At 66.6% G+C, this 15,413-nt stretch carries 14 protein-coding genes; 13 read left to right on the plus strand and 1 reads right to left on the minus strand.

Going from position 1 to position 15,413, the window contains the following annotated elements; translation table 11 throughout:
- Positions 1–2 precede the first annotated feature (2 nt).
- The 13 genes from Sj15T_RS06095 to Sj15T_RS06155 are packed head-to-tail and all read left to right on the plus strand — an operon-like array spanning position 3 to position 13,956.
- Positions 3–827, plus strand: a complete 825-nt coding sequence (locus tag Sj15T_RS06095; protein ID WP_013040225.1) for a polysaccharide biosynthesis/export family protein — start codon at positions 3–5, stop codon at positions 825–827.
- The gene (locus tag Sj15T_RS06100) at positions 824–2,251 is read left to right on the plus strand and encodes an ATP-binding protein (protein WP_013040226.1); all 1,428 of its coding nucleotides are present in this window, start codon (positions 824–826) and stop codon (positions 2,249–2,251) included. The genes Sj15T_RS06095 and Sj15T_RS06100 overlap by 4 nt, the downstream gene beginning before the upstream one ends.
- Entirely contained in the window at positions 2,248–3,606 is a 1,359-nt protein-coding gene (locus Sj15T_RS06105; protein ID WP_013040227.1) for a GNVR domain-containing protein, read from the plus strand. The genes Sj15T_RS06100 and Sj15T_RS06105 overlap by 4 nt, the downstream gene beginning before the upstream one ends.
- Positions 3,603–4,520: a capsular polysaccharide biosynthesis protein gene (locus tag Sj15T_RS06110; protein ID WP_013040228.1), complete on the plus strand. Its 918-nt coding sequence runs from the start codon at positions 3,603–3,605 to the stop codon at positions 4,518–4,520. The genes Sj15T_RS06105 and Sj15T_RS06110 overlap by 4 nt, the downstream gene beginning before the upstream one ends.
- The gene (locus tag Sj15T_RS06115; protein WP_013040229.1) at positions 4,517–5,341 is read left to right on the plus strand and encodes a WecB/TagA/CpsF family glycosyltransferase; all 825 of its coding nucleotides are present in this window, start codon (positions 4,517–4,519) and stop codon (positions 5,339–5,341) included. The genes Sj15T_RS06110 and Sj15T_RS06115 overlap by 4 nt, the downstream gene beginning before the upstream one ends.
- Positions 5,334–6,623 (plus strand): polysaccharide biosynthesis protein, encoded by a 1,290-nt coding sequence (locus tag Sj15T_RS06120; RefSeq protein WP_013040230.1) that lies wholly within the window; start codon positions 5,334–5,336, stop codon positions 6,621–6,623. The genes Sj15T_RS06115 and Sj15T_RS06120 overlap by 8 nt, the downstream gene beginning before the upstream one ends.
- Before the next feature lie 2 nt (positions 6,624–6,625).
- The gene (locus Sj15T_RS06125; protein WP_049775153.1) at positions 6,626–7,987 is read left to right on the plus strand and encodes an O-antigen ligase; all 1,362 of its coding nucleotides are present in this window, start codon (positions 6,626–6,628) and stop codon (positions 7,985–7,987) included.
- Positions 7,980–8,909, plus strand: coding sequence for a glycosyltransferase (locus Sj15T_RS06130; RefSeq protein WP_013040232.1), 930 nt, complete (start codon positions 7,980–7,982; stop codon positions 8,907–8,909). The genes Sj15T_RS06125 and Sj15T_RS06130 overlap by 8 nt, the downstream gene beginning before the upstream one ends.
- Positions 8,906–9,862, plus strand: a complete 957-nt coding sequence (locus Sj15T_RS06135) for a glycosyltransferase family 2 protein (RefSeq protein WP_007685656.1) — start codon at positions 8,906–8,908, stop codon at positions 9,860–9,862. Before Sj15T_RS06130 ends, Sj15T_RS06135 begins: the two co-directional genes overlap by 4 nt.
- Positions 9,862–10,830: a glycosyltransferase family 2 protein gene (locus Sj15T_RS06140; RefSeq protein WP_041385909.1), complete on the plus strand. Its 969-nt coding sequence runs from the start codon at positions 9,862–9,864 to the stop codon at positions 10,828–10,830. The genes Sj15T_RS06135 and Sj15T_RS06140 overlap by 1 nt, the downstream gene beginning before the upstream one ends.
- Positions 10,827–11,954, plus strand: a complete 1,128-nt coding sequence (locus tag Sj15T_RS06145; RefSeq protein WP_013040234.1) for an endo-1,4-beta-xylanase — start codon at positions 10,827–10,829, stop codon at positions 11,952–11,954. Before Sj15T_RS06140 ends, Sj15T_RS06145 begins: the two co-directional genes overlap by 4 nt.
- Complete coding sequence (locus tag Sj15T_RS06150) at positions 11,951–13,036, plus strand: acyltransferase (protein ID WP_013040235.1); 1,086 nt, start codon at positions 11,951–11,953, stop codon at positions 13,034–13,036. The genes Sj15T_RS06145 and Sj15T_RS06150 overlap by 4 nt, the downstream gene beginning before the upstream one ends.
- The gene (locus Sj15T_RS06155; RefSeq protein WP_013040236.1) at positions 13,036–13,956 is read left to right on the plus strand and encodes a glycosyltransferase; all 921 of its coding nucleotides are present in this window, start codon (positions 13,036–13,038) and stop codon (positions 13,954–13,956) included. Before Sj15T_RS06150 ends, Sj15T_RS06155 begins: the two co-directional genes overlap by 1 nt.
- On the opposite strand, the gene Sj15T_RS06160 is transcribed toward Sj15T_RS06155, so the two are convergent.
- The gene (locus Sj15T_RS06160; protein ID WP_007685648.1) at positions 13,941–15,290 is read right to left on the minus strand and encodes a family 16 glycosylhydrolase; all 1,350 of its coding nucleotides are present in this window, start codon (positions 15,288–15,290) and stop codon (positions 13,941–13,943) included. The genes Sj15T_RS06155 and Sj15T_RS06160 overlap by 16 nt on opposite strands.
- Positions 15,291–15,413 lie beyond the last annotated feature (123 nt).

Raw genomic sequence — 15,413 nt, forward strand, 5'->3', positions numbered from 1 at the left:
CTGTGAAAGCCGATACTCTCCTGAAATCCATCTTTACCCTGCTCATCATTGCAGGTCCGATGACCGCGACTGCCCAGACCGCCGCCGGAAACGCGGCGGCGACCGCAACCGCCGCTCCCGCCGCGCAGACGGCGAGCGCGGGCTATCAGCTCGGTCCCAATGACGAGCTGAAAATCTCCGTCTTCGGTCAGCCGGACCTGTCGACCACGACGCGCATCAAGGAGGACGGCACCGTCCTGCTCGCGCTGGTCGGCCCGGTTTCGGCCAAGGGCAAGACGACCACTCAACTGGCGCAGGACATCGCCGCGGGATACGCCAGCGGCGGCTATCTCACCAAGCCGTCCGTCAGCGTGGAGGTCAGCAACTATGTCAGCCGGTTCGTCACCGTGCTCGGCAATGTGCCGGAAGCGGGCAATTATCCGCTCGACCGGGATTATACGGTCGCGTCGATGCTCGCCAAGGCGGGCGGATCGACCAAGGACGGCGCCAATGCCGTCATCCTGACGCCCGCCGACGGCAGCGGGCCGGTGCGCATTTCGCTGGCCGACATGGGCGCAGGCGCGATGCGGCCGTTGAAGGCAGGCGACACGCTGTTCGTGCCGCCGGCGGAGAAAGTCTATGTCTATGGCCAGGTCCAGCAGCCCGGCGCCTTTTCCTATGTGCCGGGGCAAAGCTTCCGGCAGGCATTGGCGTTGGCGGGCGGGCCGACCCTGGCGGGTTCCACGAAAAGGATAAAAGTCCGGCGGGAGGGGAAGGAAATACAGGCCAAGCTGGACGATCCAGTGAAGCCTGAAGACGTCCTCATCATCCGGGAGAAGCTGTTTTGACGACCCTCGATCAAGGCTTCGCGCAACCACGATCCGGCCAGAAATCCGGTATTTTCGATCGCTTCCTGTCCCTCGCCCGAAACGGTGAGAGGCGCAATGAGCGCACCATTCCCGACGACGTGCCGCTGCACCTCGACGTGCCGGCCTTGCCCGGTTTCCGCCATGAGGCGCCCGAAGCGCAGCCGGAGGAACCGTCGCACCGCCCGCTATCGATGAGCGCCATGGCCGCGCCGATCAAACCGATCAGCCTGCGCCGCGACAGCATCTATGCGGCGTTCAATACCGCCATGCCGGTGACGGACCGCCACGGCCTGGCCGGGCGCAACAGCGAACTGGAAAAGCTGGTCGAGGCGATCGTCGTGCAGCGCAAGCATGCCGTGATCTTCGGCACGCGGGGATCGGGCAAGACATCGCTCGCCCGCGTGTTCGGCGACCTGGCGGACGAGGCGGGATGCGTCGCGCTCTATGCCTCCGCCAATGGGGAGGCAGATTTCGATTCCCTTTTCCGCCCCTTCCTGACGGAACTGCCGATGAGCAGCGCCGGACAGGAACGGGCGCGCAAGATGATGGGCGAGCCGCTGGACGTGTCGCGCCTCTCCGCCCTGCTGGTGGAGGAGGTGCGGGAACGGTCCATCCTGATCATCGACGAATATGACCGGGTGCAGTCCGAAACGGCCAAGCAGGATGTGGCGACGCTGCTGAAGCTGCTGACCGACATCCACTCGCCGGTCCAGGTCGTGCTGGTTGGCATCGCCAGCGACATAGACGGGCTGATCGCCGCCCACCCCTCGCTGCGCCGCCATCTGGTGCCGCAGCGGGTCGCGCCGATCCCCAAGCCGGAACTGGAGCGGCTGCTGCTGTCCTGCGCGGGCAATGCGCGGCTTTCCATCGACGAGGATGCGCTGGACGCGCTGGCGAGCGCGGCCATGGGTTCGCCCTATCATGCCCGGCTGTTCGGCATGTCGGCCGCCCTGGTGACGGAAGCGGCCGCGCGCGACCGGATGCTGCTTTCCGATGTCGAGCAGGGACTGATTTCCGCGCTGGAGGACTGGGAGGAGATGAGCGGCCAGACCCATGCGCTGTTCCGCCGCATCCTCTGGGAAGCCGGTTCGACGCGCCGGATGATCGCTCTTGCCGCCGTGGTGGCCTCCCAAATGTCCGCCATCAGCTATGAGCGGCTGGTGAAGCTCGGCCATGAGGTGCTGGGCGGCGGGTCCATCAACGAAAGCCAGGCGCGCGACGCCATGGTGCGGCTGCAACCCGCCCTGGTGGCGACGCCCAATGGCGAACTGTGGATGTTCGAGGATACGCTGGCGCCGCAATTCCTGCTGCTGATGGCCAAGCAGCCGGTGCAAAGCGCGCCGCCTGTGCAATCGCCCGCGGAGGAAATGCGCGCGCTGCTCAAGGGAGTGGACGGGCTATGACCATGAACCCGATGGATTTGCTGGCGGCGCTTCAGGCGCGCTGGCGCACGGCGGCGATGATCGGGGGCATATTGTTCCTGCTCGTCGCGATCACCGCCTTTTTGCAACCGCGGCAATATATGGGCACGGCCTCGCTGCTGCTCGACCTGTCGCAGACCGACCCGACCGATACCAACAGCGCGCAGGGGACCAAGCCGGACACGGAATCCATCCTGGGCACGCAGACGGACATCATCCGCAGCGGCAAGGTGATGAACGCGGTGGCGAGGGAAGCGGGTTTCGTCGACGCGATGCCGACGGACATGCCCGCCGACGCGCGGGTGCAGGCGGCGGCCGCCATGCTTTCGAAGAACATGACCATCACCACCGGGCGGCAGAGCAACGTGCTCCAGATCCAGTATCTGAACGCCGATCCGCAGGTCGCCGCGAAGGTCGCCAATCTGATCGCCAGGATCTACATGCGCGAACAAGTGGAACTGCGCGCCTCACCCGCTCGCGGATCGGCAAAATGGTTCGACGAGCAGACGGAGGAAGTGCGCCGTCGCTACGAGATCGCGCAGAAGAAGCTGTCGGATTTCCAGCGGGCGCATGACATCATCGGCATCAACCGCATGGACCTTGAGGCGGAGAAGCTCAAGAATCTGTCCTACCAGCTTACCCAGGCGCAGGCGGAGGCCGCGGCTGCGCGGTCCAAGGCCGGTGCGGGCAGCGTTTCCGACATCGAAGGATCGCTGATCGTCCAGAATTTGCAGGAACAGGTGGCGGCGCAGTCCGCCAGGGTGTCCGAACTGCAAAAGACGCTGGGCCCCAATCATCCGACCATGGCGGCTGCCACCGCCCAATTGTCCGAGCTTCAATCGAAGCTGGCGGCGGCCCGCGCCAGCCAGGCCGGCGCGGTCAGCGCCAACAGCGTGGCGGCCAGCCGGCGCGAGGGCGACCTCAAGTCCAACATGGCGGGGCAGGAGGATCGCATGATCCGCATGTCGGACGTGCAGGACCAGCTCATGGTCCTCCAGCGCGACGTCGACGCGGCGCGACAGACCTATGACACGGTGCGCCAGCGCTTTAACGAAGCGGTCCTCAAGAGCCAGATCTCGCAACCCAATGCCAGCCCGCTCGATGAGGCGACCGTGCCCCTGCTGCCGGCCAAACCCAATATCATGCTGTGGCTGATCGGCGGGATCGCGCTTGGCCTGGTCGGCGGCGTGGCTGCGGTCATCCTGATGGAGATCGTCCATCCCCGCGTTCGCTCGGCGGCCGGCGTGGCCCGCGCCACCGAAGTCGACGTCATCACCGAATTGGTGCCGGTTCCCGCGCGCCAGGCCAAGTTCTTCAAGCAGCAGGAGGCCGCATGAGACTGCGTTCCACGGCGGGCGCCCCGCATCAACTGGCATCGGGCGGCATGGCAGGCGGCGGCGCCGCGCTGCGTCCCCGCGCCCGCGACAGCCATAATTTCGCCCGGCTGGCGGTAGAGCATGGCTTCCTGGCCGAAGCCGAAGTGCACAAGGTCGAGGCGCATGCCCGATCCCAGGGGCTGGCGCTGCATGATGCGGCGGTCGACCTGGGGCTGCTGGACCCGGAAGATGCGGGCATGCTCGCGGCGTTGCAGGGCGGCTTCGCCCTGCTGCCGGAGGGCGACCAGCGGGTCGATCCGCTGGTGATCGCGGCCTTCGACCCCGCCGACGCCTATGCCGCCAAGGTGCGGACGATCCGCGCCAAGATGCGCGCCGTCGCCAAGGAGGGCGACCCTGCCGCCCTGCGGCTGGCGGTGCTGGCCATAGAGGCGGGCGACGAAGCGGCGATCATGGCGGCGAACCTTGCCGTCGTGCTGGCGCAGATGGACGGCCAGACGATGCTGATCGACGTCGACATGGGCCGGCCCTCGCTCGACCGGCTGTTCCGCATCGCCAACAAGGCCGGGCTGGCCGAACAACTGATGGGCAGCGCGGCGCTGCTGCCTGCGGCCAAGACGGCGGTGGAGGGCCTCTGGCTGATGACCGCCGGCCGCGCATCGGGCAGCGCGGCGAGCCTGGTGACGCGTGGTCCTCTGGCGGAAACGGCCAATGGCTGGGGCCTGCGCGACACGTCGATGCTGTTCTACCTCGCGGAGCGCAAGGGCGACCAGACGCCCTATGGCAGCATATTGGCGGGCTTCGACGCGGTGGTGATCGTGGCCCGGCGCGGGGATACCGCCATTGCCGACATGCGCCGGGTCATCGACGATCTCGACCGCCATGGCGTGCCCATCGCCGGGACGGTGATTGCATGAGCGTCGAACAAGCGCTGGCGCATCGCCAGCCCCTTCCTTCGCCCGGCATCGGTCCGGGCATAGGGAATGAAGCCCCCGTGGCGCATGTCGGCGGCCTGCCGGTGTCCACCCTGTCGCTGGATGCGCTGATCGCGAAGATGCTGGTGGAAGCGCCCCTGCGCCGCAGCCTGGAGCAGCAGCCGCTGCTGGTGTTCGACGCCAACGGCCAGGGCCTGTCGATGAACGCCACCGATCCCGAATTCCGGGCCAATCTGGCGCAGGCGGACCTGATCCATGCCGACGGACAGATCGTCGTCGCGGCATCCCGCTGGTTCGGCGGACCGCCCATCGCGGACCGTTCCAGCACGACGGACATGTTCATCGACAGCCTGAAACCGGCGGCGGATGCCCAGGTCAGCTATTATCTGCTCGGCGGAGAGGAGAAGGTGAACGCCGCCTGCGCGAAGGAGATTCTCGCGCTCGCGCCGGGTCTTCAGCTCGCCGGACGGCGCAACGGCTTCTGGAAGCCGGAGGAGGAAGATGCGGTGATCGACGCGATCAACGCGGCCGCGCCCGACGTCCTTTGGGTCGGCACCGGCAAGCCCCGCGAACAGGCCTTTTGCGTGCGCAATCGCGACCAGATCAAGGCGGGCTGGATCGTTACCTGCGGAGGCCTGTTCAACTATATCACCGGCGACTATCCGCGCGCCCCGCTCTGGATGCAGAAGTCCGGTTTCGAATGGCTGCACCGCATGGCGACGCGGCCCAAGGAACTGGCCTGGCGCTACATCACCACCAATCCGCACGCGCTCTGGCTGATCTGGAAACATCGCCATGGCTGAGGCCCAGGCGGCTGAAAATCTCCCCGCAGGCCGGGTCCAGCGCCTTGGCAGCCTGTTCGGCCGCTTCGGCCTGGCAAGCCTGTCATCGGCCATCGTCTCGGTCAGCCATCTGCTGGTCCAGCTCTTTTCCATCCATCACCTGGAAACGGCGGCCATCGGCACGCTGGCCTTCCTGCTGGTGATCATCCAGTTCGGCTATGGCCTGTCCAATGCGCTGGTGTCGACGCCCTACACCATCGCGGTGAACCAGGGGGACGATGCCGATGCCCGGAGCTTCGACTTCTTCTTCCCGGTCAACCTGATGCTGGCGGCCAGCCAGGGGCTGATCTGCGCCGCCATCGCCTGGGCGACCGCCTCTCCGGCAGCCGCTTCGCTGTTCGGGCTGGCGGGCATGCTGTCGCTGATCCGCTGGTTCGGGCGGTCCAACGCCTATGCGCATCACGCCCCGGCCAGGGCGGCGCGGTCCGACCTCGCCTATGCCGGAACGATCCTGGCGGGCCTGCTGATCGCGATGCGGACCGGGGCTGACCTGCCCGCCATCGGCGGCATGCTGGTGGCCGCCAGCCTGGTTGGACTGCTGCCCTTCGGCCTCGCCTATCTGCGGCGGCACTTCGCCATGGCGCCCGGCCGGGCGCTGGGCGCCTATCGGCCGATCTGGAAGGAGCAGTCGGCCTGGACGCTGGTCGGCGTGCTGTCGACGGAGGCGACCTCCAACTCGCACAGCTATATCGTGACGCTGCTCGCCGGGCCGACCGCCTTCGCGCCGATCGCGGTAGGGATGCTGTTCTTCCGCCCGGTCAATGTCTGCATCACCGCCCTCACCCAGTTGGAGCGTCCCCGCATGACGCGCGCCGTGGCGCGGGGCGATCATGACTCGGCGATCAGGTCGGAACGGGTCTTCATGGCCGCGCTGGTCATGCTGTGGCTGGCGACCTGCGTCGTGGCGGCGATTGCCCTCCATGCCTTTCCCGGCCTGATCCTGAAGCCCACGCTGGACCATCGGCTGGTGATGATCGCCGTGGGCCTGTGCGCCCTCCTCTCCCTCGTCCAGTGCGTGCAGACGCCGATGAGCGTGATGACCCAGGCGCGAAAGGCCTTCCGCCCGCTCGCGGCGCAGAGCATGCGCAGTTGCGGCGTCGGGCTGGTCGCCGTGACGCTGCTGGTGCTGGGCACCGCACCCATCTTCTCCATCGGCGGGGTCGTGCTGTCGCAGCTCGTCATGATGCTCGGCATCTGGCAACTCGACCGCAAATGGCGGCGCGACCGGCAGGGAGCCGCCTGACCATGGCGACAAGCTGGCATCGCGGCGGCGCGGCCGCCCTCCCCGCCCAGACCGGCGGCCAGAGCATGCGCATGATCTGGATCACCCAGATCTTCTATTTCGTCTTCCTGATGATGGTCTTCATCGGGCAGCAGCCCTTCGCCTCCCGCACCCAGGACGAACTGGTGGCGATGGCGCAGGAAAATGACGGGTCGGACCTGTTCAAGCAGATGCTGTTCATCGGCTTCGCCCTGCTGTTGACCGGCGTGCAGATCATCCGCAAGCATCCGCTGCAATACAGGTTCACCTTCTGGCCGCTGGCGATCATGCTGGCCTGGTTCTTCATTTCCTGCACTTGGGGCGTGGACCCGTTCGTGTCCTTCAAGCGGGCGATGCAGCAGCTCATCGTGATCTACATCACCTTCTGCGCGCTCTCCCTGATGGGGCCGCAGCGGCTGTTCGACGCGCTGCGCGCGGCGCTGATCCTCTCGCTTATCATCTGCTGGGCGTCGCTGCCGCTGACGCCCGCCGCCGTCCATCCGCCGACCGAAAGCGACAAGGCGCTGATCGGCGCGTGGCGCGGCTTCTTCTTCCACAAGAATATCGCGGGCGCCGTCATGGCGCTGACCTTCATCGTCTGCGGCAATGCATGGATCGACCGGCGCAAATGGTATTATGCGCTGTTCGCGGTCATGGCCTTCGTCTTCGTGATCGGAACCAAGAGCAAGACCTCACTCGCGCTGTGCGTCGGCATGCTGGCGATCAGCAACATCTATCGGGCGCTGAGCGACAACACGCAGAAACGCGCGATATTGCTGCTGATGCTGGGGTTCGGCATGGTCGGCTTCCTGGCGCTCTACATCGCTTACCAGCCGACCATCGAGCGGCTGTTCGCCGATCCGACCAGCTTCACCGGCCGCGTGTCGATCTGGCAGGTGGTGTTCGACTATCTGGCCGATCATCCCTATCTGGGCGCGGGCTTCGGCGGCTTCTGGCAGGTCGGCGTGAACAGCCCGGCGCATGACTATCTCAACCAGCAATTCCAGATGCTGACCGCCCATTCGCATGACGGCTATCTGGAAATCCTGGTGACGACCGGGCCGCTGGGCCTCGCCATGCTGCTGGTCAGCTTTCTTGCCTTGCCCGCCTACTGGTTCCTGACCGGCTCGACCAGGGAGAACCAGGCGCTGATGGTGCCGGCCTTCGCGATCTGGGTGTTCGTCATGTACCAGAATCTGCTGGAAACCAGCTTCTTCGACAAGGATCGCCAGGTCTGGGTGATCTTCCTCGCGGCCATCGCGGCCGCGCACGCCACCTTCAAGGCCAAGCCGCGCCCGCAATGGACCCGGCGCCATCACCTCCGGCAGGAGAGCGTCCATGGCTAATATCATCGTCTGCATCGCCACCTGCAACCGTCCGCAGGGATTGCGGCGGACCCTGGAATCCCTTGCTGCGCAGCAAACGCGGCACAATCTGGAAGTGCTGGTGGCCGACAATGACGCCGCCCGGCAGGAAGGGCTGGCCGTGGTCGAGCAGCTTGCCTCCAAGGGCTATCGCTGGCCGATCGAAGCCGTGCTGGTGGCGGAGCGCGGCATTCCGCTGGTGCGCAACGCGCTCGTCGCCGCCGCGCTGGCGCGGCCCGGCGCGACCCATGTCGCCATGCTGGACGATGACGAGGCCGCCTCCCCCGGCTGGATCGACGCCATGGCCGATACGGCGCAACGCTGGGACGCGGACGTGGTCGGCGGCGCCGTGCTGCGGGAAATGGACAGCGCCGTCGCCCCCTGGGCTGCCCGCCATTCCCTGCTCGCCCCCAAGCGGCGCGGGCAGTCCGGCCCGGTTGCGCTGGTGGACAGCACCGCCAATGTGCTGATCGCCGCCACGGCCCTGCGCGCCATGGGGGAGCGCCCCTTCGACGAGCGCATGGCGCTGACCGGCGGGTCGGACAAGCAGCTTTTCACCCGCATGCAGCGTGCCGGTTTCCGCTTCGCCTGGTCGGAGCAGGCGGTCGTGACCGAACTCATCCCCGCCAGCCGCGTCACCGCCCGATGGCTGCTGATGCGCGGCTATCGCGTCGGCATGACCGACATGATGGTGGAGCGGTTCCACAAGGGCAGGCTGCGCGCCTCCCTGGGGGAGGCGCCGCGCATCGCCGCGGGCTTCCTCGTCGGATCGCTGGGCGCGGTCGCCACGCTCGACCGGGGGAAGCGGGTCGAGCGGCTGGGCAAGCTGTATCGCGCGGCCGGCAAGATCGCCGGCCTCGCCGGATTCCACTATGAAGAATATCGAAAGGTGCATGGCGCATGAGCGATGCCGCGCTGGGCAAGCAACCCTTTTTCTCCGTCGTCATCCCGCTCTACAACCGGGCGGAAATCGTCGGCGACACCATCCGGTCCGTGCTGGCGCAGGACTGGCGGGATTTCGAGATCGTCGTGATCGACGACGGGTCGCGGGACAATCCCGGCCCGGTCATCGACGCGATAGGCGATCCTCGCGTCCGTTATATCCGGCAGGACAATGCCGGCGGCGGCGCGGCGCGCAATGCCGGGATCATGGCGTCGGACGGGCGCTATATCGCCTTTCTGGACTCCGACGACCTGTTCCTGCCCGGCAAGCTTTCCATCATGGCGAAGGCGCTGGCGGGAGACGACGGGCGAACGGTGCTCTATTCCCGGATGAAGGTGGACCGGGGCGTCGACCGCTACTGGATCAGGCCCGACCGGGGCATTCGCGAGGGCGAGGATGTCGGGGAATATCTGTTCTGCGCCAACCAGTTCATGCAGACCAGCACCATGGTCGTGCCGACCGGCATGGCGCAGCATGTGCTGTTCGACCCGGCGCTGAAAAAGGGGCAGGATCTGGACTTCTGCGTCCGGCTCCAGGGCGCAGGGGCGCGGTTCCGGATGATCGACCAGCCGCTGACCATATGGCTCGACGCGACCGAGGCCGGGCGGACTTCCTATGTTAAAGGGTATGAGACCTCGCTCGACTGGCTGGACCGCTGCGGCCACATGCTCACCAACCGGGCGCGGCGGGGCTATCGCGCGACCGTGCTCGCCTATCACATGGCGCCGATCAGGCCGGTGGCGGCGATCAAGGATCTGGCGGTCGGCATGGTGGCCGGCGGCGTTCCGCCCCGCGTGATCGCGCGGCAGGTGCTGCGGTCCTACCTGCCCAAGCCGCTCTACCGTTCGCTGGTCAACGGCTTCGTCCTGCGCTTCGGCAAGGCCGAGCCCGCGACAAGTGGAGCCGGTTCGTGATGACCGCCTGGCAACCTCCATCCAGCCTGAAGGCGGCGGCCGCCGCGCCGCTGTTTTCCGTGGTGATCCCGACCTATCAGCGGCGCGAGGCGGCGGTCGCCGCCGTCATGTCCGCCCTGGAACAGACCGTCGCGATCATCGAGGTGATCGTGGTGGTGGACGGGTCGACCGACGGGACGGAGGTTGCCCTGGGCGCGATCAACGATCCGCGCCTCAAGGTCATCGTGCAGGAAAATCGCGGCGCGGCAGCGGCGCGCAACAAGGGCATAGACCATGCCCGCGGACGCTATATCGCCTTTCTCGACTGCGACGACCGCTTCCTGCCCCATCACCTCGCCGACCTGCTGCCGCTGTTGCAGGAGAGCGAGGACATCGTCGCCTACGGCCAGGTGCTGGCCGACCGGGGCGCGGGACGCAATTTCCTGAAGCCGCCGCGCGCCATCGCGCATGGCGAGACCATGGACCGCTATCTGATGTGCGACCGCGGCTTCATCCAGACCAGCAGCATGGCGCTCAGCCGTACGCTGGCGGGGAAGGTCCGCTACCGCGAGGATGTGAGGTTCGGCGACGATACCGATTTCGCCCTGCGCCTGTCGCTGGCCGGCGCGCGCTTCCTGATGACGGAGCGGCCCGGCACCATATGGGCGGACCGGGATGCCGACGACCGGCTTTCCCAAGTACGCGGCAGCATCGGCAGCCTGACCTGGTTGCGGGACCTGCGTCCCCATATCAGCCCGCGCGCCTTTTCCGCCTATATGGGCTGGCACGCCGCGAAAAGCATCTGGCCGACCAGCAGGCGGCGGGCGATGCGCTATTATCTGGGCGCGGTCTGCCGGGGGGCGTTCGGGCCGCGGCTGGCGGCGACGGTGCTGTTGCAGATCGTGATGCCCGATCCGGTCTATCGCCGCATTTCCGACCGCTGGATCGACCTGTCCCACATGTTCGCCGGCAAGGGGCAGAGGCTGTGAGACGGCGCGAATTCCTGGCGGGCGCGGCGGCGCTTTCCGCATGCTCCCCCATCCAGCCGAGCGCCGCGCAGGTCGGCGGCACGGCGGGCCTTGCCGCCCATGCCCGCAAGTCTGGCCGCTATTTCGGCGCCGCGATCAAGTCGCGCCAGTTGCGCGAAGACCCCGATTTCACGGCCGCCGTCGCCCACGAATGCGACATGGTCGTCCAGGAATATGAACTGAAGCGCGGCACGACCGAGCCGAAGCCCGGCCGATATGATTTCAGCGGCGCGGACCAGATCATCGCCTTCGCGCAGCGGCACGGCATGCGCGCAAGGGGCCATGCGCTGGTATGGTATGCCGCGCAGCCGCCCTGGCTGGAGCCGGCGCTGAAGGCCGCCGGCCGTGCCGAACGCGAAACGCTGATGACCAGCTATATCGACACCGCCATGCGCCGTTACGCGGGCAAAATCCGCGAATGGGACGTCGTCAACGAAGCCATCGAGCCGAATGACGGCCGCGCCGACGGCATGCGCGCCAAGAGCATGTGGATGGACGCGCTGGGAGAGGATTATGTCGACATCGCCTTCCACCGCGCGCGGGAGGTCGACCCCCGGCCCATGCGGTTCCTGACCGATTTCGGGATAGAGCACGACTCCCCCCGCTGCGAGCGTCGCCGCACCGCCATGCTGAAGCTGCTCGACCGGCTGATGGCGCGCAACGTGCCGGTGGACGCCATCGGCATACAGGGGCATTTGAAGCCCTATAGGGAGGGCTTCAACCAGGCCCGGTTCGCGCGCTTTCTGGATCAGCTCAGCGGCTATGGGCTGGCCCTTTCCATCACGGAATTCGACGTCGCGGACCGGGGCGGGCCGCCCAATCCGGAAAAGCGGGACAAGGAGATCGCCTCCGTCGCCAAGGCCTTTCTGGACGTGGCGCTGGACAATCCGGCCATGCGGTCGGTGCTCTGCTGGGGGCTGTCGGACCGCTATAGCTGGCTGTCCAATTTCAAGGATTACAAGTGGCCCGACGGCCAGTTGTCGCGCGGCCTGCCGCTTGACGGCGGGATGCGCCGCAAGCCGTTGTGGGACGCCATAGCCGCCGCCTTCGACGCGGCCCCCGCCATGAGGAGCGCAGGCGCATGAGAATTTCCTCGCTGACCGGCCTTCGCGGCGTGGCGGCGGTGTCGGTGCTGCTGTACCACATCCCGCACAACCCGGCGTTCGAGGCGTTTCGCCTGCCGCTTTTCTCCCGCGCCTATCTGGCGGTCGACCTGTTCTTCATCCTGAGCGGCTTCGTCATCTCCTTCGGCTATCACGACCGGGTGGTGAACCATCTGGGGCGGGCGAGCTATGTCGACTTCCTCGTCAACCGCATGGCGCGGGTATGGCCGCTGCACCTGATCGTGACGCTGGTGTTCATGGCGCGCATCGTCCTCAACATCTCCGGCAGCCAGGCGATTGCGCTCGACGCGCCGAACATCCTCACCAACCTGCTGATGGTGCAGAGCTGGGGTTGGGGAACGGAGCCGATCGCGGGCAATAGCTGGTCCGTCAGCACGGAGGTCGCGGCCTATCTCATCTATCCCTTGATCGCCATCATCGCCCTTTCGCGATGGGCATGGGCGCAGGCCTTGCTGTGCGTCGGCATTTTGGGCCTGGTGGCGCTGTCCGGCCGGGGTTCCAGCGGACCGCTGGACGTCAATGACAGCGACAGCGTGCTGACGCTGCTGCGCTGCCTCGCGGGTTTCTCGCTGGGCGTTCTCAGCTATCGCTGCGCAGAAAAGGCGTGGTGCCGCCGGCTGATCGACCGGACGGGCGCATTCGCCATGATCTGCGGGCTCATCGCGCTGGCGCTGCTGCTGCCTGGAAAGGCCGACCTGCTGGTGGTCTGCCTGATGCCGGCGCTGGTGCTGAGCTGCTATTATAACGGCGCGGCGGCGCGGGCGGTGATGGCCAATCCGGTCAGCTTCCATCTGGGTCTCATCAGCTATTCCATCTATCTCTGGCATCCGCTGGTGCGGGACGTGTTCGCCCGCGGCATGGGCGTGGCGCACAGGCATGGCGTCAACGGCTTCGACGGGCTGATCGTCCTCGCCATGCTGGCGGCGACCTGGCTGCTCTGCTGGGCAAGCTATGCGCTGGTGGAGGTGCGCGGGCATCGGCTCATAAAATGGCTCCAGCGCGGCGGACGCAGCCGCAAGCCGGTGGTGGAGGCCGCCGTCTGATGCCCGCGGTCTGGATCGCCATTCCCACCTTCCGCCGGCCCGATCAGCTCCGTCACCTGCTGGAGACGCTGCCGGGCGTGACCGGCCGCCATGACGTGATGGTGCTGGTGGCCGACAACGATCCCGTCAGGCAGGAGGGGGCAGCCGTGGTCCGCGCCATGCTGGCGGAGGGTTATGGCCTGCCCGTGACGCTGCTGTCGGTGGCCCAGCCGGGGCTTTGCGCGGTCCGCAATGCCATCGCCGCCGCAGCGCTGGACGATCCGGCGATGCGTTTCGTGGCGATGATCGACGATGACGAATGGCCCCAGCCCGGCTGGCTCGACGCGCTGCTGATCTGCCAGGCGCAGGTGGGCGCGGATGTGGTCGCCGGCCCCGTGGATAGCCGCTTCGTGGGGCAGCCGCCGCGATGGGCGCGCGAAACGCTGGTCTTCCGCGCCGAGGAACGGCCATGGGGCGCGACCGGCATGCTGTGGGCGAGCAACAATCTGCTGGTCAGCCGCCGCGCCTTTGCCATGATCGGAGAGCCCTTCTTCGATCCGCGCTTCAACTGCAGCGGCGGGGAGGATCTGGACTTCCTGGCCCGGCTGCATGATGCGGGTGCCCGCTTCGGCTGGTCGCCCGATGCGCGGGTCGGCGAATGGGTTTCGGCTGAGCGGGCGCGCCTTTCATGGGTGCTGAAACGCATGTGGCGCATCGGCTGCACCGAGACGATGGCGCGGCGCAAGGCCCTGCCCGGCCGCATCGGCGCCGCGAAGCTGCTGGTCCGGTCGGTCGCCATATTGGGATTGCGGACGGCCGGCCTGGCGGCCCTGCTGCTGCCCGGCGCGCGTCGGGTGGACATCGCCGGGCAGTGGGTCAAGAGCTGGGGGCGCCTCTATGCCCTGGCGGGAGGCGCCCAGGATCATTATGGCGCGCTGTAGATTTTGAAGCTCTTGATGACCATGTCGCCCGACCCGTCGTCATAGGCGCCGTTGGTCTTCACCGCGACGTCCATGATCGGATAGAAGCGGAAGCCCCGGAAGGGGTTGACCGACTGATAGGTTTCCACGCCATCCACGAACCAGGTGATGTAATCCCGCTGGATGTCGACGGCGAAGCGGTGAAAGCCCTGGGAATAGCCGCTGAGGCCATAGGCCTGCTGCGTCTGGATCGTGACTCCCCGCTGATCGTAGCGGGTGCTGTTGGCGCCGATATGCAGGGTATGGGCGACATGACGGTCGAAATCCCAATAGCTCTGATAGCCGAACCCCTCGTAAATATCGATTTCGGGCGGCCAGCCGCTGGTCGACACCAGCCAGAAGGCGGGCCATGACCCGCGTCGGCTGGGCATTTTCGCTTCCCATTCATATTGGCCATAACCGATCTGCGTCGCCAGGAAATTGCGGCCGTCCAGCACCGACGAACCGTAATACCAGCTCTGGCCGTCATAGCTGATCGGCGTCTTCAGCTTCTGCGTATGCAGGACGAGCCCGTTCGCGCCCCAATAGACCGGCCCTTCGATGCCGGGGAAAATGCTGGAATCGAGGTAGAGCCCGGTTTCCCCGTTGGCGACCTGCGTCCGCCCATGGGCAAGCGAAGTCGCCCAGCGGTCCCAGCCGCCGTCGGGTGACCGCCTGTGGGTGTCCTTGCGCAGTTCGAACTGAAGCGTGCCGGTCGCCGCGAAGCTGCGCGGGGCGCGGAACGTGCCCGTCGCCCTGGCCGTCGCCATGGCCGTGCTGCTGGCCGTGATCGTCGCGGTCGATTGCCCCTGGAGGCCACCCCAGGGCGCCTCCCGCAGCTTGACCTGGAACTGCTGTCCTTCCGTGGCGCCGATGATCGGCACCGCGACGGTCTGCACCAGCGGATCGCCGGGGCGGAAGATCACTACCGTGTCGACCGTCTGGTAATTATAGCCCGACAGCGCGCGATAGATGCCCGATCCGTTGACCGTGATGATCCGCGCGATCACCGTATTGGGCGTCGGCCGGTCCAGCGTCACGGGCACATGGGCCACGCTGCTGCCCGGACGAAAGCTGGCATTGCCCAGCGACAGAGTCGCCTTTGCCGGCAGCTTCGTCCCATTGGCGAAGTCGAAGTCGGAAAAATCGGATACAGTGCTCGTCGTCGCGGAACCGCTGGTCGTCGACGACGTTATCGTGGTCGAAGTCGTGGCGGAAACAAGCTGCGACCCGGTCGTTGTTGCGGTCGACATCGTGCTCGATGTCGACAGGCTGGTCATGATCGTTGCGGCTCCCGCCGCGAAAATACAAAGCATTCCGGCTCCAAAAATGGAGCCAGTCATTTTGACAGACATGGTTTGCGACCCCCGAAGTTATCCCCTGTAGGGTCTTCCAAGAAGGTTAACAAAAAGCTGGGGTCAACGACGACTCGTCGTATC

Origin of the sequence: Sphingobium sp. TA15 (genome assembly GCF_037101235.1) — a bacterium.
Lineage (GTDB): Bacteria > Pseudomonadota > Alphaproteobacteria > Sphingomonadales > Sphingomonadaceae > Sphingobium > Sphingobium indicum.